Source organism: Bacillus sp. FG16 (assembly GCF_057809515.1).
Genome location: NZ_JBMDKC010000002.1, coordinates 77169 through 94393, shown reverse-complemented (window position 1 = coordinate 94393; position 17225 = coordinate 77169). Strand labels below are relative to the sequence as shown.

Genomic DNA, 17225 nt, shown 5'->3' with positions numbered 1-17225 from the left:
CTTTCTATTAGCCCACTAGTGAAACAATTTTTTGTGCACCGTCTGCCATAGATTCTGCTGCAACAATATTTAAGCCAGACTCATTTAAAATTTTCTTACCTAGTTCTACGTTTGTACCTTCAAGACGTACAACTAAAGGTAACTCAAGACCTACCTGTTTCGTTGCTTCAATAACACCTTCTGCAATAACATCACACTTCATAATGCCACCAAAAATGTTAACAAAGATACCTTTTACATTTTTGTCAGAAAGGATAATTTTGAATGCTTCTGTAACTTTTTCAGCAGTTGCACCGCCACCAACATCTAAGAAGTTAGCTGGGTCACCGTGGTAATGTTTAATGATATCCATTGTAGCCATCGCTAAACCTGCACCATTAACCATACAACCGATATTTCCATCTAAAGGAATGTAGTTTAAGTCGTATTTTGAAGCTTCAATTTCTTTTGCATCTTCTTCATCAAGATCACGAAGCTCTAAAATGTCTTTATGGCGATATAACGCATTAGAATCAAAGTTTAATTTTGCATCTAATGCCATAACTTTACCTTCACCTGTTGTAACAAGTGGGTTAATCTCAGCGATAGAGCAATCTTTTTCGATAAACGCACGGTATAAGCCCATCATAAACTTCACAGCTTGTCCTACAAGCTCTTTTGGAATATTGATGTTAAATGCAATTCGGCGCGCTTGGAAACCTTGTAAACCTACTGCCGGATCAATATATTCTTTAAAGATTTTTTCAGGTGTTTTTTCTGCTACTTCTTCAATTTCTGTTCCGCCTTCTTCAGAAGCCATTAAAACAACTTGAGAAGTTGCACGATCTAAAACTAGACCTACATAATATTCTTTTTTAATATCGCAACCTTCTTCGATAAGTAAGCGTTTTACTTCCTTACCTTCAGGACCTGTTTGATGTGTCACAAGTGTAGTTCCTAAAATGCTTTCTGCATATGTACGAACTTCATCTAAATTTTTTGCAACTTTTACTCCGCCAGCTTTGCCGCGTCCACCAGCGTGAATTTGTGCTTTCACTACACATACATCTGTTCCTAATTCTTTCGCTGCTTCTACAGCTTCTTCTACTGTAAATGCAACCTTCCCGTTCGGAACGCTAACCCCATAGCTTCTAAGGACTGCCTTACCTTGGTACTCATGGATATTCATGGTCCCATCCTCCCCTGTTTTCCTGTTTTACTCGAAAAGTTTTTTAATGTTTAAAAAACATTACATTGCCATTGTATAAGATGATTGGCACGCTGTCTACAATAAAGTGTCAGAAAACTGAAATCGCTTTATTCTTTTTCGGAAATAGTAATGTTTATATGCCAAAATAAAAAATAAGCTGTATATTTACAGCTTATTTTTGAATCATATCTTTAATTGGCGCGAATGACTTTCGGTGTTCATCTAATACTCCATGCACTTCAATTGCCTCTAAATGTTGCTTTGTGCCATATCCCATATGTTGCTCAAATCCGTATTCAGGATGCTTCTCTCCCAGTTCTTTCATCATACGATCTCTCGTCACTTTTGCAATAATGGATGCAGCTGAAATCGAAACACTTTTCGCATCACCTTTAATAATTGAAGTTTGCGGAATTGGTGTAGGAAGCTTCATCGCATCAATTAATAAATGTTGGGGTGTACAAGATAAATTCGCAACAGCATCTAACATCGCTTGTTTCGTTGCTTGGTAAATATTAATTTCATCAATAACTTGCGGTGATACAATCCCTACTCCAATTGCAATTGCTTGTACTTTTATTTCATCATAAAAACGCTCACGTTTCGCTTCACTCAGCTTTTTCGAGTCATTTAACCCTGGAATATAAAAATCCTCAGGAAGAACGACAGCCGCCGTCACAACAGGCCCAGCCAATGGCCCGCGCCCTACTTCATCAATACCTGCGATATATGTGATCCCTTTTTCACGCAAAGCATTTTCATACTTGGACATTTCAAAAAACTTCTCTTTTTCTTTCTGTTCTAACTCTTTTTGTTTATACCACTTCAAAATAAGTTTTTGAACTCCTTTTCGCTCATCTTTCATTAGCAGTTGAAAACGATCTTCTTCTTCATTCATAATTTCTTGCAATACATTTTCCGCTTCTTTTATCGTCATTTTTTGCATATATACAAGCTCCTTTTTAAACGTATCCAAAAAGAAAAGACGCACAAACGCACGTCTTATACTTCTTCTATTTTTTCCACATCTTCTACTTGCTCTGCAAACTCTTCCGGTGTTTCAAACGTCATTTTTCCAAGTTTGCCACCACGAAGCTCACGAAGTACAAGCTCAGATGTCTTATCATAATCAATCATTCCGCCGCCCATTAAGCAGCCTCTATTTTTTCCAATTGCATCGAATAATTCCACAATATCTTCTGGAATCTCATTTAAATTATAGCGTTCTTTCAAGCGTTCTGGATAATGTTTCTCCATAAAACGTAATGCGTAAACAGCTACATCTTGTAAATTTAAAATTGAATCTTTAATTGCACCCGTTGTCGCTAAGCGAAGACCCACTAATTGATCTTCAAATTTAGGCCACAGAATACCTGGCGTATCTAACAATTCCATTTCCTTCCCAACTTTAATCCATTGTTGAGCTGTTGTCACACCTGGACGATCTCCTGTTTTAGCAATATTTTTCTTTGCCAATTTATTAATTAATGTAGATTTACCAACATTTGGTATCCCTACAATTAATGCACGAATCGCTCTCGGTCTAATACCTTTTGCAACCATTTTATCAAATTTTTCTTTAACAAGCACCTTACAAGCTGCTGCAATTTCCTTCATACCTTGTCCAGCTTGCGCGTTAATCGAAATTGCCATATGGCCTTTTTCTTTAAAATATGCGATCCATTGTTTTGTTAAACGGTCATCTGCCATATCCGCTTTATTTAAAACAACAAGCCTCGGCTTATGTGTAATGATTTCATCAATCATTGGGTTTCGAGATGATAATGGTAATCGAGCATCTACAAGTTCAATTACAACATCAATTAATTTTAATTTCTCCGTTACTTGGCGTCTAGCCTTCGCCATATGCCCTGGAAACCATTGAATTACCATGTTGCCACCTTCTTTTTCATTTATTTCACAATACGTGCGTCTTCTAACGGCCAATATAACATATTAGCTTTACCAATTACTTGATCCATTGAAATCGTACCGATTGAACGGCTATCTTTACTAAAACGACGATTATCACCTAAAACAAATAATTGATCTTTTGGAACGGTTTTCTTGCCTGTCATTTCTTCAAGATTAAAATCATATGTAAGCGGTCCGTCAGCAATTTGCTTTTTCTGCTTGTCTAAATACGGCTCCTCATAAGCCTTTCCGTTAACATACAGTTTATCATTACGATACTCTATTTCATCGCCTGGCAGGCCTATAATGCGCTTAATGTAATCTTTATCTTCTGTTGCTCGAAATACGATAATATCAAAGCGTTTTGGATCTCCAATGTGATAACCAATTTTATTCACAATCATTCGATCACGATCATGTAAAGTAGGTGCCATCGATACCCCGTCTACGAGAATTGGCGCAAAGAAAAACTGTCTAATAACACCAGCTAATACAACAGCAATCAAAATTGCTTTAATCCATTCCCAAAGTGAACTCTTCTCTTTTTTCATGCATTTCCCCTCCACGGTTATGTAAGCTGTTCGTATTATACCAAAATTTCATATAGATTGGAAAAAGGGAGCTTGTGCATTTACAAGCTCCCATACATGTCTTATCGAATTTCTTTAATACGTGCTTTTTTACCGCGAAGGTTACGTAAGTAGTATAACTTAGCACGACGTACTTTACCACGGCGAAGTACTTCGATTTTCGCGATTCTTGGCGTGTGAACTGGGAATGTACGCTCAACACCTACACCGTAAGAAATCTTACGAACTGTGAATGTTTCACTGATTCCGCCACCACGACGTTTAATTACAACACCTTCGAAAAGCTGAATTCTTTCACGAGTTCCCTCAACAACTTTTACGTGTACACGTAAAGTGTCACCAGGACGGAATGAAGGAAGGTCAGTTTTTAATTGGCCTTTTGTAATTTCTGCGATTAATTGTTGCATATTAAATTCTCTCCTTTAAACAGATGCTCTTATAAAGTCTTAATAAATTACAGCGGAACATCGTTAATACGGCTACTGATTTCAGTAGCACAAATGTTATAATAGCATATTACTAGGCCTGTTGCAATAGCAAATATATGAAGTTATTACTGCTCTCGCTTTATTTCCTCAAGCCATTTTTTCTCTTGTTTAGATAGATCTCTTTCATCTAACAAATCAGGTCTACGCGTATACGTACGGCGCAAAGATTCCTTATGTCGCCATTCGTCAATATTTTTATGATTCCCTGACATTAATACATCCGGTACCTTCATACCACGAAAATCAGCCGGACGTGTATAATGAGGATGCTCTAATAAACCTGTACTAAACGAATCCTCTACTTGTGAAGCATGATTTCCTAGCACGCCTGGCAAGAGACGTACAACACTATCAGTAATAACCATAGAAGCTAATTCTCCGCCCGTTAATACATAGTCACCAATAGAAATCTCATCCGTTACGAGATGCTCACGAATTCGTTCGTCATACCCTTCATAATGCCCACATACAAAGATCAAATGTTCTTCCTCTGCAAGCTCTTCCGCTTTCTTCTGCGTAAATCTTTCGCCCTGCGGACACATTAAGACAACTCTTGGCTTACGCTCTGTCTCTTTCGTCAAATCTTCTACAGCATCAAAAATAGGCTGAGGAGTAAGCACCATACCAGCTCCTCCGCCGTAAGGATAATCGTCTACGCTATTATGCTTACTTGTTGTATAATCACGAAAGTTAACAACACGAAGGTTTACCGCTTCTTTTTCTTGTGCCTTCTTTAATATAGAAGATCCAAATACACCGGTAAACATGTCTGGGAACAACGTTAAAATATCAATTTTCATTATAGCAACCCTTCCATTACATGAATGGTTACTAATTTATTTTCAATATTAACTTGAAGTACAACGTCATCAATATAAGGAATTAAGAGATCTTGACCCTTCGGACGTTTAATCACCCAAACATCATTTGCACCAGGAGAGAGAATTTCTTTAATTGTCCCTAGCGCTTCTCCTTCTTCCGTTACAACGCTGCAACCAATAATTTCGTGATAGTAGTATTCACCTTCAGCAAGTTCGCCTAACTGCTCTTCTGGTACTTTTATTAAAGAACCTTTAAACTTCTCTACTTCATCTACATTGTTATATCCTTCAAATGTTAATAAATCGAATGTCTTATGTTGGCGATGAGAAGTTACCTTCACCGGAAGGTAGTCTGTGTCTTTCTCATTCGATATGTATAGCGTGTTTCCTACTTTATATCGCTCTTCTGGAAAATCAGTACGAGAAATAACACGGATTTCTCCTCTTACGCCATGAGTATTTACAATTTTCCCTACGTTAAACCATTTTGTCATAAATAGTATGTCACCCCTGGTTTCTATATAAATTAAGCATCTCCATTTCATAGATGGAACATGCAATCTCTATTTAAATGTTAAAAAAGGGAGAGGAATAACTCCTCGCCCTTTTTACGTTTATTGAATTTCCAGTGTTACTTTTTCATCATTATGATGTCCCACTGAATACAAGAGCATTCGAATCGCTTTCGCAACTCTCCCTTGCTTTCCAATGACTTTTCCAACATCCTCAGGATGTACAGTTAATCGATACTTTATCTCTCCGTTGTAAAGTTCCTGTGTAACTTTTACATCTTCAGGATGATCGACAAGAGGCTTGACAATCGTCTCGACTAACTTCTTCATAGTCATTGCCTCAATTACTTACCTTGTTTAGATAAGTGGAATTTCTCCATGATACCTTGGTTAGAGAATAAGTTACGAACTGTATCAGATGGTTTAGCACCATTTCCTAACCATTTTAATGCTGCTTCTTCGTTGATCTTAACTTCAGCTGGTTGAGCAACTGGATTGTAAGTTCCGATTTCCTCAATGAAACGTCCGTCACGAGGAGAACGAGAATCTGCAATAACTACACGATAGAAAGGAGTTTTTTTAGCTCCCATACGTTTTAAACGAATTTTAACTGCCATTTATAAAGCACCTCCGAATTTATTTCACACAGATAATTATATTAGCAAAAAGACTATTGCTTTGTAAAGTATTTTTTCTTAACAGAGCCATCTTTTTTTCCTTACATGAATGGAAACTTCAATCCACCTAGTCCTTTTTTCTTGCCTTTTTGCATTCCCGTCATCGTCTTCATCATTTTTTTCATGTCATCGAATTGTTTGATTAGACGATTGATTTCTTGTACCGTTGTACCGCTACCTTTGGCAATGCGCTTTTTGCGACTAGCATTGATTATTTCCGGTTGTTCTCGTTCTAATTTAGTCATAGAACGAATAATTGCCTCAATATGCCCAATTTGTTTTTCATCAACTTGCGCATTTTTCAGCCCTTTAATTTTATTTGCACCAGGAAGCATTCCTAACAATTCATCAAGCGGCCCAAGTTGACGCACTTGTCCAAGTTGTTCTAGGAAATCGTCAAGCGTAAACGAAAGCGTACGCATTTTTTGCTCAAGTTCTTTTGCTTTCTCTTCATCAACTGTAGCTTGCGCTTTTTCAATTAATGTTAAGACATCGCCCATCCCTAAAATACGGGATGCCATACGCTCTGGATGGAACGCTTCAATTGCATCTAGTTTTTCACCCATACCAGCAAATTTAATCGGTGTGTTTGTTACAGCCTTAATAGATAATGCAGCACCACCGCGCGTATCACCATCTAATTTCGTTAATACAACACCTGTTAAACCTAACTGTTCATGGAAACTTTGCGCAACATTTACCGCGTCTTGTCCCGTCATCGCATCGACAACAAGGAAAATTTCATCCGGTTTCGCAACTTCTTTAACTTTCGCTAATTCATCCATTAGTTCTTCATCAATATGCAGGCGACCCGCTGTATCGATTAAAACATAATCGTGATGATCTTCTTTTGCTTTTGCAATCGCTTGTTTCGCAATTTCAACAGGACTTACTTGATCTCCTAAAGAAAATACAGGCATGTCCAATTGCTTCCCTAATGTTTCAAGCTGTTTAATTGCTGCTGGACGGTAAATATCCGCTGCAACAAGCATCGGTTTACGATTATGCTTTTTACGAAGCAAATTCGCAAGCTTACCTGTCGTCGTCGTTTTACCCGCACCTTGCAGACCAACCATCATAATAACAGTCGGTGGCTTATTAGCAACAGCAATTTTGCTTTGCTCTCCGCCCATAAGTTCTGTAAGTTCTTCCTGTACGATTTTAATTACTTGTTGTCCAGGTGTCAAACTTTTCATTACATCTTGTCCGACAGCACGCTCAGACACACGCTTTATAAAATCTTTTACTACTTTAAAGTTAACATCTGCTTCTAAAAGAGCCAGACGAACTTCTCTCATCATTTCTTTCACATCGGCTTCAGAAACTTTTCCTTTGCCGCGGATTTTTTGCATTGTCTGTTGAAGTCGGTCGGCTAATCCTTCAAATGCCATATTGCCGCCCTCCTAATCTAATTTTTCGATAGCTTCAACAACTTGTTTCATTTCTTCATTCACATGCTCTTCTTCGCTGATTAGCTGTTTTAGCTTTGCAACAAGTCGCTGTCGCTCTTGAAACTTTTGAAGTAATACTAATTTATCTTCATATTCTTCAAGCATCGCTTCAGTCCGTTTAATGTTATCATACACGGCTTGGCGACTTACATCAAATTCTTCCGCAATTTCACCAAGAGATAAATCATCTAGATAATAAAGCGACATATAACTTCTTTGTTTTTGCGTTAACAACGATTGATAAAAATCAAATAAATAGTTCATTCTCGTTGTTTTTTCGAGCATGTTGGATCATCCTTTGTTAAGTGATTTCCCTTTACATGAATTAGTTTACATGGAGTACAAAAGAGTGTCAAGTTTTTTTCTTAACATCATATATTTTTATAGAAAAAGAAGCGGAAATACCGCTTCTTTCGCTTATACTTCTTCTGTTTCTACTAAGTTCGCAAATAAACCATACACATATTGTTCTGGATCAAACTGCTGCAAGTCATCCATTTGCTCTCCTAATCCAACAAACTTCACCGGTACATCCATTTCGTTACGAATCGCTAATACAATACCACCTTTAGCAGTTCCATCTAACTTCGTTAAAACAATACCAGTAACATTCGTCGCCTCGCGGAATGTTTTCGCTTGGCTTAAACCGTTTTGTCCTGTTGTTGCATCAATAACAAGCAATACTTCATGAGGAGCACCTGGTACTTCACGCTCAATTACGCGCTTCACCTTCTCTAACTCTTTCATTAAGTTGACTTTATTTTGCAAGCGTCCTGCTGTGTCACATAGTAATACGTCTACCTTACGTGCTTTCGCAGCTTGTACAGCGTCATACATAACCGCCGCTGGATCAGAGCCAGATCCTTGTTTAATTACTTCTACACCAACGCGATCGCCCCATACTTCTAATTGTTCAATCGCTCCAGCACGGAATGTGTCTCCTGCCGCTAATAGGACAGACTTACCTTCTGATTTAAACTTATGTGCCAGTTTACCAATTGTCGTCGTTTTTCCTACACCGTTAACACCAACAAATAAAACAACCGTTAATTGGTCCTCTTGCATATTAATTTCGTTACTAAAATCGCTGTCGCCTTTGTAAATTCCTACTAACTTTTCTGAAATAACAGCTTGTACTTCTTTTGGATCTTGAATGTTACGGCGTTGCACTTCTTCTTTCAATTGATCAATTAATTCCATTACCGTCGCAACTCCGACATCTGCACCGATTAAGATTTCTTCTAGCTCTTCGAAGAAATCTTCATCCACTTTACGGTAACGATACACTAAATCATTCACTTTATCCGCAAATGAATTTCTCGTTTTTTCTAATCCTTGTTTAAATTTCTCAGTAACTGTATCCGTTTGTTTTGAAATTTTTTCTTTTAGTTTTTTAAAAAAACTCATACTTTCCCGTCCTTTCTATTCACTTGTAATAAGTTCTTCCCCGTCATCTAAACGAACCGAAACAAGTTTAGATACCCCTGATTCTTGCATTGTTACACCGTACAACACATCAGACTCTTCCATTGTACCTTTTCTATGTGTAATTACAATAAACTGCGTCTCATCACTGAATTTCTTTAAATACTGTGCAAAACGAGCTACATTCGCCTCATCAAGGGCCGCCTCTACCTCATCTAGTACACAGAACGGTACTGGGCGCACTTTTAAAATACCAAATAAAAGCGCAATTGCCGTTAAAGCACGCTCTCCACCTGAAAGTAAACCTAAGTTCTGCAATTTCTTCCCTGGCGGTTGCGCTACAATATCAATACCCGTATTTAGTAAATCCTCTGGATTGGTCATTACTAAATCCGCTCTACCGCCTCCAAATAATTCAGAGAATACCGATTGAAACTCCATTCGAATGCCTTCAAACGTAGTAGAAAAGCGTTTTTTCATTTCTTCATCCATTTCGGTAATAAGCTGGTGCAATGTCGTTTTCGCTTCTTCTAGGTCGTCTCTCTGCTCTAGTAAGAATGTATGACGCTCCGCTACACGTTCATATTCATCAATTGCCCCTAGGTTCACTGTACCTAACTCTTCTATGGATAATTTAATTAATTTTACTTTCTTACGTGCATCTTCTGCAGGCATTGTCATTGTATATTTTAGTTTTGCTGCTTCAAATGAAATCGTATATGTTTCACGCAAATGTTGTAATCTATTTTCCAACTCGACATCAAGTCGGTTTATTTTCACTTCTTGATCTTTCAACATTTCAAGAATATATTTATGTTTACCTGTCGTTTCTTTCAAATCGCGTTCTAAATGTTCTACTCTCTCTTGCAACGATATACGTTGTTCACGACGAGAGCGAATTAACTCTGAAGTTTGATTACGATCATACGCTTTCTTCTCAATCATATTCGTAATTTGCTCTTCACCACTTGAATTAGATGTCATTTCTTGTTTTAAGAACGCTAAATCCTCTTTCGTTTTTACAAGTGTCGCATCCGTTTCTTCTTTTTCCTTCGTCAATCGTTCAACTTTTTCTTTTTGATTAGATAAGCGTTGTTGCTTTTCAGCTGCCAGTACTTTTAACTCAGTCATTTCTTTTTGAACTTTTTCTTTCGAAGAATGTTGCTCACTTTTTTGTTTTGTTAAAGCTACAATTTTACTATCTAACTCAGTGATATCAGCTTGAAGATTCGTTAAAATCCCTTCTAACTCCTCTTTACGCCCTTGTATTTTTACTCGATCTTGTAAAAACCCTTCAATCTCTAAATCATAAATAGATAAGCGGTCATTAATACGATGTTCTTCTAATTCTAAACGATTAATCTCTTCTCTTAATTTCTGCTCATCTACACGCTCTGCTTCTACAGTTTGCCTTAGTTCGCGTATTTTCACTTCTTTTTCTTGAATCTCTTGTTTTACTGCTTTAACAAAGTTTTCTAACTTCGTTGTTTTTTCTTCCATATCAGTTAACTTGCGAGTCCACTCTTCTAGTTCACGTTGGCGTCCTAATAAAGAAGATTTCGCTTGTTTTACCGCCCCACCAGTCATAGAACCGCCAGGATTCACTACGTCACCATCGATTGTTACAATGCGATAACGGTATTGCAGTTGTTTCGCTAACTCATTTGCTCCGCGTAAATCTTTCGCAACAATAACAGTTCCTAATAAATTTGAAACTACATTTTCATATTTATTGTTGTACTGCACAAGTTCTGCCGCCACACCTACAAACGATGGGTGTTGATTTACAATACGTAATTGCTCAAATGATAACGATCTGCTTTTAATAACAGCTTGCGGTAAAAACGTTGCACGTCCATGTTTATTTTGCTTTAAAAATGCAATCGCATTACGAGCATGTTCCTCTGTTTGTACAACAATATGCTGCATCGCTGCACCTAGAGCGATTTCCATTGCAACTTCATATTCTTTCGGTACCGTTAACAGTTCCGCAACAGCACCCTCGATACCTTGCAACCTATTTTCTCTAGCTTTCAATACTTCACGTACACCTTGATAGAAGCCAGAATAATCTTCTTGCATCTCTTCAAGCATTTCTTTTCGAGAACGTGCCTGTTGCACAAATTGATATGCTTGATACAGTTTTGTTTCATTTTCACTATACTGCGTCTTACATTTCCCAAGCGCCGCCTCTGTCTTCTGTATGTTCGAGATAATGCCAGCTACTTTTTCTTTCACTTGTTCGTAACTTTCTACAAGTTTCGTCTTTTTCGCTGTAATTTCCATACGCATTTCTACATATTTCGCATTTTCTTCATCCAGACGCTCGTTTTTAGACGTTTGCTGTTTAGATTGTTCTTCGATCATAGATAATTCATTACGATGACTAGCTTGTTGATTTAAAAGTTCAATATAGTCACCTTTTAAATTCTCAATCTGTTCCTCTAAATTGTCAGCAAAAGTAGCAAGCAATTGCTCATTATCATGCAATTTTTGCTCCAACTCTTTTACTTCATTTACAAATTGCATTAAAGCTTCTGTACTTGACTCAATTTCACCATCATAACTTTTAGCTTTCTCTGTTAATTCAACAATTAACTGCTCAAGTTGCGCACAATGCGTCGTAGCATTTTGCTTTCTCTCTTTTAGCAACTCACGCTGCCCTTCTAGTTTTTCTAGCTCTTTACTAGAAAGAAGAAGTACTTCTTGTAACGAGTCTACAGACTCATCTACGGCTTGTAATTGTCCTCGTAATTCCTCAAGCTCTTCTTCACTTTTTTGTAAATTCGTTGACATTTTAACTTCTTCGTTTTTATTATGCCCAAACTGATTTCGAAGCGCTTCCCATTTCTCATGCAATTCTTCAATTTCATGGACAATAAGCGCCGCTTCTACTTTCTCTAATTCTTCTTTATTTTCGAGATAATCTTTCGCAATAGAAGCTTGTCTTTCTAAAGGTTCTACTTGACTACTTAATTCATGAATTATATCTTGTACACGATTTAAGTTTTCTTGTGTTTCTGCTAATTTCCCTTCAGCTTTCTTTTTGCGAAGTTTGTATTTCAGTACACCTGCCGCTTCTTCAAATACACCTCGACGCTCTTCTGACTTACTACTTAAAATCTCTTCCACTTTCCCCTGGCTAATAATTGAAAAAGCTTCTCTTCCCATACCAGAGTCCATAAATAAATCGATAATATCTTTCAATCTACATGATTGTTTATTAATATAAAAATCACTATCACCTGAACGAGATACACGACGTGTTACACACACCTCATTGTATTCAATTGGTAACCGTTGATCTTCATTATTTAAAGTTATTGTTACTTCAGCAACATTAACTGCTCTCCTCGTATCACTACCTGCAAAAATAATATCCTCCATCTTTGCACCACGTAATGATTTTGCAGATTGTTCACCAAGTACCCAGCGAATTGCATCAGTAATATTACTTTTCCCGCTTCCATTAGGTCCTACTACAGAAGTTACACCTGGGACAAAATCAACAGATACACGCTCAGCAAAAGACTTAAACCCTGCTATTTCTAATCTTTTTAAAAACACGAAAGGCCTTCCTCCTATTCTCCGTCGTTATAAATGTTCTCTATACAAAAACAAGCTATTATACGGATTTACTTTCTTTTTATTTACAAAAAAAAGAAAGTTTCATTCTATGCATAAGGAATCCCCCTCATTCAAAGGGGGATTCCTTATAGTTGTTCTTTTAATTTTTTTAATGCTTCTGCAGCAGCTTGTTGCTCTGCTTCTTTTTTCGACTTACCACTACCAAGACCTAAAGCTACGTTATTTAACGTAACACGTGACACAAATTCACGATTGTGAGCTGGTCCTTTTTCTTGCAAAATTTGATACTCAACATTACCACTACCATCACGCTGAATCAATTCTTGTAACTGACTCTTATAATCCATCACATGAGAAAAAGCACCTTCATTAATTTTCGGATATACAATTTCTTTTAAGAATTCCCAAACTGTTTCTAGCCCTTGATCAAGATAAAGGGCACCAATAAACGCTTCAAAGACATCCGCTAATAAAGCTGGTCGTTCACGTCCACCTGTCATTTCTTCACCTTTTCCTAATAAAACTAGGCTACCAAATGACAATTCGTTCGCAAAACGAACAAGAGATGGCTCACATACAATAGCTGCACGTAGTTTTGTTAACTCTCCTTCGCTCATTGTCGGATATTTTTGAAACAGATACTGCGATACAGTTAGTTCCAATACTGCATCTCCAAGGAATTCAAGACGCTCATTATCTTCATGCGGTTTTTTTCGATGCTCATTCACATACGATGAATGCGTAAATGCTTGAATCAATAATTTTTCATCAGTAAACGTAATACCTATCTTTTCTTGAAATACTTTAAATGCTTCACGATATTTTGTTTCGTATTTTTTTTCTCTATGTTTTCGGTACGGCATAGGTCCCTCCAGATATAAGCCGAGAAGCCCCGCTAAAAAACGGGACTTCACTTAAGCATTATAGATGACTCTCTATGTAAGTCACAGCATCGCCAACAGTAGCAATCTTTTCAGCATCTTCATCAGAAATTTCCATTTCGAATTCATCTTCCAATTGCATTACAAGTTCTACTACATCTAGGGAGTCTGCGCCTAAATCTTCTTTAAAGCTCGCAGCTGGTACTACTTCAGTTTCTTCTACACCTAAACGATCAACGATGATTTTTGTTACACGCTCTAAAACATCTGCCATTCCATTCACCTCCCCTCAAATATTATATTAAATATTGTCCAAAAAAACTAGTTGAAATCGATTCTTTTATTACATTACCATTCCGCCATCAACATTTAGCGTTTGTCCTGTAATATATTTGCTTTGATCAGAAGCGAAAAATGTTACAGTATTTGCGATATCTTGTGCTTCACCAAACTGAGCTGCAGGAATTAACTTTAACATTTCAGCTTTTATATTTTCATCTAATACATCCGTCATATCAGTCGCAATAAACCCTGGAGCAATTGCATTCACTGTAATATTTCGGCTCGCTAATTCTTTCGCTGATGTTTTTGTTAATCCAATTACACCAGCTTTAGCAGCTACATAATTCGCTTGTCCTGGGTTTCCTGTTACTCCGACAACAGAAGCGATATTAACAATACGTCCATGACGTTGACGCATCATATAACGAGATACTGCCTTCGTACATAAGAATACACCTTTTAAGTTTGTATTAATAACTGTATCCCATTCTTCTTCTTTCATACGCATTAATAAATTATCTTTTGTTACACCAGCATTATTTACAAGAATATCAACTTGTCCAAATGTATCTACTGTTTGTTTCACCATATTTGTAACATCATCAGCATTTGCAACGTCTGCTCTTACTGCAATTGCATCCGAACCTAATTTCTTAATTTCATCAACTACTTCATTTGCCTTTTGTTCATTACCAGCATAATTTACTACTACATTTGCCCCTTGTTTCGCTAAATCGATCGCAATCGCGCGACCAATTCCACGTGAAGCGCCAGTTACTAATGCTACCTTCCCTTTTAACATCAGTTTTCTCCTCTCAAATTTGAAATGGTATCTTTTAATGTCTCTTCATCGTATATCGCATATGCTTTCACTGATGAATCAATTGACTTCATAAGTCCAGCAAGTACTTTTCCAGGTCCAATTTCAATAAATGTATCTACTCCCTGCTTCACCATACATTCAATAGACGGGTACCATAATACAGGCGAATAAAGCTGTTCGATTAACTTTTCTTGAATGTCTGCACCACTTGTAATAACATCCGCCGTAACATTTGCAATAACAGGAATATTCGTGTCATGAATTGTAATTTCATTTAAAACACTTTGGAACTTCTCAGCTGCCGGCTTCATAAGTGACGAATGGAATGGCCCACTTACTTTTAGTGGAATTGCTCTCTTTGCACCATTTTCTTTCGCTCTTTGAGAAGCAATCTCTACTCCTTGCTTCGTTCCAGAAATCACAAGTTGCTTCGTACTATTCATATTAGCGATTTGCACTACATATCCTTCACTTGTTACTTCTTCTGTAACTTGTTTCAGCATATGTGGATCAGCACCTAATATAGCCGCCATTGCACCTTCCCCGCCTGGAACAGCTTCTTCCATATATTCCCCGCGTTTCCTTACAGCATATACAGCATCTTCAAAAGTTAATGCACCAGCCGCTACAAGAGCGCTATATTCACCTAAACTATGACCAGCGACAAAGTCAGGTGTAATGTCATACTCTTTTAAAGCTGTCAAAACAGCAAAACTCGTTGTTAATAATGCAGGCTGCGCATTTGTTGTTAATGTAAGCTTTTCCTGCGGCCCTTCAAAAATCACTTCCGAAAGTGAATCTTGCAACACCTCATCTGCTTTTGCAAACACTTTTGCAACCTCTTTATTATTCTCTGCTAATTGTTTACCCATTCCAACTGCCTGTGAACCTTGGCCCGGAAAAAGAAATGCTATTTTTCCCATTTCAAATCCTCCTCTTATTGGAGTGGCTCTTTCTCCATTACGTTTGAAATCGTAGGAATTACTTCTTTCGCTACCATTTCTCTCGTTTGACGAATCGCACTAAATATCGACTGGTCATTAGAAGAACCGTGAGCCTTAATGACAGGTGCTTTCAATCCAAATAATGCAGCTCCCCCATACTCCGAATAATCCATTTTATCTTTTAATACCATAAGTTTTGGCTTTAATACTGCCGCTGCTAATTTACTCGTAAACGAACTCATTAGTTGTTCTTTCAACATAGAGAATAGCGCAAGTGCTGTTCCCTCTAATGATTTCAACGCTACATTCCCTGTAAAACCATCACATACAACAACATCTGCTACACCTTGCAATAAATCTCTTGATTCAACGTTCCCAACGAAATTAATTGGCGCATCCTTAAGCATTGCAAATACTTGCTTTGAAAGCTCGTTTCCTTTTCCATCCTCTGTTCCAACGTTTAATAGTCCAACGCGAGGATTTTCAATTCCTCTTACCTTCTCAGCGTAAACAGATCCCATTACTGCATATTGATATAAATGAATTGGTTTTGCATCAACATTTGCTCCAACATCTAACATAACAAAACCTTTTCCATCAACAGTTGGCATTGTAGGTGATAAAGCTGGTCGTTCAATTCCTTCCATACGACCGACAACAAATAATCCAGCTGCCATTAAAGCTCCTGTACTACCTGCGGATATACAAGCGTCTGCTTCTCCATCCTTTACTTGCTGTGCCGCAAGTACCATTGAAGCTTGTTTTTTTCGACGAACCGCTCTTACTGGTTCCTCCGTCGATTCTATTTTTTCGTCTGTATGAAGAATAGTAATTCGTTCATCACTCGTTAAGTATTGACGAATTTCCTCTTCTTTCCCTACTAACGTAATATGTAAATCAGAATATTCCTTAATAGCTTTCATTGCCCCTAATACTACAGCCTTTGGAGCGTGATCTCCACCCATTGCATCTATTGCGATTTTCATAAGTTGTTACCTTCCTCACTATAATTACTAGATCGATACATTTCAAAAGTGCCTGTAAAAACAAGTTCTTCTCCAACGAAGCTACGCACTTTGACAACCGTCCGTCCCTTATCATTCTCTACATCTTCAACGCGCGCTTTTGCAACAACACGCTCTCCTAATTTTACAGGGCGAATGTAGCGAATGGTAGACTTTGCAGTTAAAGCTAATTCTTCATCAATAACCGCAACAGCTAGTGAGTTTGCTTGCGCAAACAGATGATGCCCACGGGCAATTTGATTTCTTTTAAATACATGTTCTACCTTCACTTCAAAGATAGAGATTGCATGTCTATCTAATTCAATGTCAATAATTTCTCCAACAACCTCTTCTAGCGGTAAAGATTTTACATCTTCTTCATGTTGCTTTGTAGCTACATGTTTAATTCTCTCTCTTAATTCAGGAATAGACAATTCCATACGATCAAGTCGTACTGTTTGTATACTCACTTGAAATTTTTCCGCTAAATCTTCATCCGTAATAAAAGGATTTGATTCGATTGTTTGTTGTAATAACTCTTGTCTTTCTTTTTTACTTCTTCTTTTTTTCATACCGCACCATCCATTTTTATGACTAGGTACTAACAGTAGTATATAATCATTAAAAGTAGAATGC

Annotated in this window: 19 protein-coding genes; all 19 read right to left on the bottom strand. The window is 37.5% G+C overall.

All coding sequences use genetic code 11. The features are described 5' to 3' along the window. Nucleotides 1–7: 7 nt before the first annotated feature. The 19 genes from sucC to fapR all read right to left on the bottom strand — a co-directional run bounded on the left by sucC (nucleotide 8) and on the right by fapR (nucleotide 17161). Nucleotides 8–1168 carry an ADP-forming succinate--CoA ligase subunit beta gene (gene sucC, locus ACODS7_RS01615; protein WP_001020790.1) on the bottom strand — a complete coding sequence of 387 codons (1161 nt, stop codon included), beginning with the start codon at nucleotides 1166–1168 and terminating at the stop codon, nucleotides 8–10. 193 nt (nucleotides 1169–1361) lie between these two features. After that, complete coding sequence (rnhB, locus tag ACODS7_RS01610) at nucleotides 1362–2135, bottom strand: ribonuclease HII (RefSeq protein ID WP_029443116.1); 774 nt, start codon at nucleotides 2133–2135, stop codon at nucleotides 1362–1364. A 56-nt stretch (nucleotides 2136–2191) separates the two neighbouring features. Continuing rightward, on the bottom strand, nucleotides 2192–3082 hold the full coding sequence (ylqF, locus tag ACODS7_RS01605; RefSeq protein WP_000236702.1) for a ribosome biogenesis GTPase YlqF: 891 nt from the start codon (nucleotides 3080–3082) through the stop codon (nucleotides 2192–2194). A gap of 20 nt (nucleotides 3083–3102) precedes the next feature. Further along, nucleotides 3103–3654: a signal peptidase I gene (lepB, locus tag ACODS7_RS01600; RefSeq protein ID WP_000711853.1), complete on the bottom strand. Its 552-nt coding sequence runs from the start codon at nucleotides 3652–3654 to the stop codon at nucleotides 3103–3105. Between the two features lie 101 nt (nucleotides 3655–3755). Further along, nucleotides 3756–4100 carry a 50S ribosomal protein L19 gene (gene rplS / locus ACODS7_RS01595; RefSeq protein ID WP_001186516.1) on the bottom strand — a complete coding sequence of 115 codons (345 nt, stop codon included), beginning with the start codon at nucleotides 4098–4100 and terminating at the stop codon, nucleotides 3756–3758. 146 nt (nucleotides 4101–4246) lie between these two features. Further along, nucleotides 4247–4981, bottom strand: coding sequence for a tRNA (guanosine(37)-N1)-methyltransferase TrmD (gene trmD, locus ACODS7_RS01590; RefSeq protein WP_016080524.1), 735 nt, complete (start codon nucleotides 4979–4981; stop codon nucleotides 4247–4249). Further along, nucleotides 4981–5496: a ribosome maturation factor RimM gene (gene rimM, locus ACODS7_RS01585; RefSeq protein ID WP_000170272.1), complete on the bottom strand. Its 516-nt coding sequence runs from the start codon at nucleotides 5494–5496 to the stop codon at nucleotides 4981–4983. The genes trmD and rimM overlap by 1 nt, the downstream gene beginning before the upstream one ends. 120 nt (nucleotides 5497–5616) lie before the next feature. Then, entirely contained in the window at nucleotides 5617–5844 is a 228-nt protein-coding gene (locus ACODS7_RS01580) for a KH domain-containing protein (RefSeq protein ID WP_000737399.1), read from the bottom strand. A 14-nt stretch (nucleotides 5845–5858) separates the two neighbouring features. Continuing rightward, on the bottom strand, nucleotides 5859–6131 hold the full coding sequence (gene rpsP / locus ACODS7_RS01575; RefSeq protein WP_243168095.1) for a 30S ribosomal protein S16: 273 nt from the start codon (nucleotides 6129–6131) through the stop codon (nucleotides 5859–5861). Between the two features lie 101 nt (nucleotides 6132–6232). Continuing rightward, on the bottom strand, nucleotides 6233–7582 hold the full coding sequence (ffh, locus tag ACODS7_RS01570; protein WP_002173106.1) for a signal recognition particle protein: 1350 nt from the start codon (nucleotides 7580–7582) through the stop codon (nucleotides 6233–6235). Nucleotides 7583–7594: 12 nt separating this feature from the next. Beyond that, complete coding sequence (locus ACODS7_RS01565) at nucleotides 7595–7927, bottom strand: putative DNA-binding protein (RefSeq protein ID WP_000891061.1); 333 nt, start codon at nucleotides 7925–7927, stop codon at nucleotides 7595–7597. A gap of 132 nt (nucleotides 7928–8059) precedes the next feature. Next, entirely contained in the window at nucleotides 8060–9049 is a 990-nt protein-coding gene (gene ftsY, locus ACODS7_RS01560) for a signal recognition particle-docking protein FtsY (protein ID WP_000007655.1), read from the bottom strand. A gap of 15 nt (nucleotides 9050–9064) precedes the next feature. Then, nucleotides 9065–12634, bottom strand: a complete 3570-nt coding sequence (gene smc / locus ACODS7_RS01555; protein WP_029443117.1) for a chromosome segregation protein SMC — start codon at nucleotides 12632–12634, stop codon at nucleotides 9065–9067. 146 nt (nucleotides 12635–12780) lie between these two features. Continuing rightward, complete coding sequence (gene rncS / locus ACODS7_RS01550) at nucleotides 12781–13518, bottom strand: ribonuclease III (RefSeq protein ID WP_016080522.1); 738 nt, start codon at nucleotides 13516–13518, stop codon at nucleotides 12781–12783. 58 nt (nucleotides 13519–13576) lie between these two features. Continuing rightward, nucleotides 13577–13810, bottom strand: coding sequence for an acyl carrier protein (gene acpP / locus ACODS7_RS01545; RefSeq protein WP_000786062.1), 234 nt, complete (start codon nucleotides 13808–13810; stop codon nucleotides 13577–13579). A 69-nt stretch (nucleotides 13811–13879) separates the two neighbouring features. Then, on the bottom strand, nucleotides 13880–14620 hold the full coding sequence (fabG, locus tag ACODS7_RS01540) for a 3-oxoacyl-[acyl-carrier-protein] reductase (protein WP_016080521.1): 741 nt from the start codon (nucleotides 14618–14620) through the stop codon (nucleotides 13880–13882). Further along, nucleotides 14620–15564, bottom strand: a complete 945-nt coding sequence (gene fabD / locus ACODS7_RS01535) for an ACP S-malonyltransferase (protein ID WP_029443118.1) — start codon at nucleotides 15562–15564, stop codon at nucleotides 14620–14622. The genes fabG and fabD overlap by 1 nt, the downstream gene beginning before the upstream one ends. A gap of 14 nt (nucleotides 15565–15578) precedes the next feature. Further along, nucleotides 15579–16571 carry a phosphate acyltransferase PlsX gene (gene plsX, locus ACODS7_RS01530; RefSeq protein WP_016080519.1) on the bottom strand — a complete coding sequence of 331 codons (993 nt, stop codon included), beginning with the start codon at nucleotides 16569–16571 and terminating at the stop codon, nucleotides 15579–15581. Continuing rightward, entirely contained in the window at nucleotides 16568–17161 is a 594-nt protein-coding gene (fapR, locus tag ACODS7_RS01525; RefSeq protein ID WP_000747349.1) for a transcription factor FapR, read from the bottom strand. The genes plsX and fapR overlap by 4 nt, the downstream gene beginning before the upstream one ends. Nucleotides 17162–17225 lie beyond the last annotated feature (64 nt).

What these genes read in the sequence shown, in the direction of transcription:
- sucC (WP_001020790.1), bottom strand. Translation starts at nt 1,168, where the DNA reads ATGAATATCCATGAGTACCAAGGTAAGGCAGTCCTTAGAAGCTATGGG.
- rnhB (WP_029443116.1), bottom strand. Translation starts at nt 2,135, where the DNA reads ATGCAAAAAATGACGATAAAAGAAGCGGAAAATGTATTGCAAGAAATT.
- ylqF (WP_000236702.1), bottom strand. Translation starts at nt 3,082, where the DNA reads ATGGTAATTCAATGGTTTCCAGGGCATATGGCGAAGGCTAGACGCCAA.
- lepB (WP_000711853.1), bottom strand. Translation starts at nt 3,654, where the DNA reads ATGAAAAAAGAGAAGAGTTCACTTTGGGAATGGATTAAAGCAATTTTG.
- rplS (WP_001186516.1), bottom strand. Translation starts at nt 4,100, where the DNA reads ATGCAACAATTAATCGCAGAAATTACAAAAGGCCAATTAAAAACTGAC.
- trmD (WP_016080524.1), bottom strand. Translation starts at nt 4,981, where the DNA reads ATGAAAATTGATATTTTAACGTTGTTCCCAGACATGTTTACCGGTGTA.
- rimM (WP_000170272.1), bottom strand. Translation starts at nt 5,496, where the DNA reads ATGACAAAATGGTTTAACGTAGGGAAAATTGTAAATACTCATGGCGTA.
- ACODS7_RS01580 (WP_000737399.1), bottom strand. Translation starts at nt 5,844, where the DNA reads ATGAAGAAGTTAGTCGAGACGATTGTCAAGCCTCTTGTCGATCATCCT.
- rpsP (WP_243168095.1), bottom strand. Translation starts at nt 6,131, where the DNA reads ATGGCAGTTAAAATTCGTTTAAAACGTATGGGAGCTAAAAAAACTCCT.
- ffh (WP_002173106.1), bottom strand. Translation starts at nt 7,582, where the DNA reads ATGGCATTTGAAGGATTAGCCGACCGACTTCAACAGACAATGCAAAAA.
- ACODS7_RS01565 (WP_000891061.1), bottom strand. Translation starts at nt 7,927, where the DNA reads ATGCTCGAAAAAACAACGAGAATGAACTATTTATTTGATTTTTATCAA.
- ftsY (WP_000007655.1), bottom strand. Translation starts at nt 9,049, where the DNA reads ATGAGTTTTTTTAAAAAACTAAAAGAAAAAATTTCAAAACAAACGGAT.
- rncS (WP_016080522.1), bottom strand. Translation starts at nt 13,518, where the DNA reads ATGCCGTACCGAAAACATAGAGAAAAAAAATACGAAACAAAATATCGT.
- acpP (WP_000786062.1), bottom strand. Translation starts at nt 13,810, where the DNA reads ATGGCAGATGTTTTAGAGCGTGTAACAAAAATCATCGTTGATCGTTTA.
- fabG (WP_016080521.1), bottom strand. Translation starts at nt 14,620, where the DNA reads ATGTTAAAAGGGAAGGTAGCATTAGTAACTGGCGCTTCACGTGGAATT.
- fabD (WP_029443118.1), bottom strand. Translation starts at nt 15,564, where the DNA reads ATGGGAAAAATAGCATTTCTTTTTCCGGGCCAAGGTTCACAGGCAGTT.
- plsX (WP_016080519.1), bottom strand. Translation starts at nt 16,571, where the DNA reads ATGAAAATCGCAATAGATGCAATGGGTGGAGATCACGCTCCAAAGGCT.
- fapR (WP_000747349.1), bottom strand. Translation starts at nt 17,161, where the DNA reads ATGAAAAAAAGAAGAAGTAAAAAAGAAAGACAAGAGTTATTACAACAA.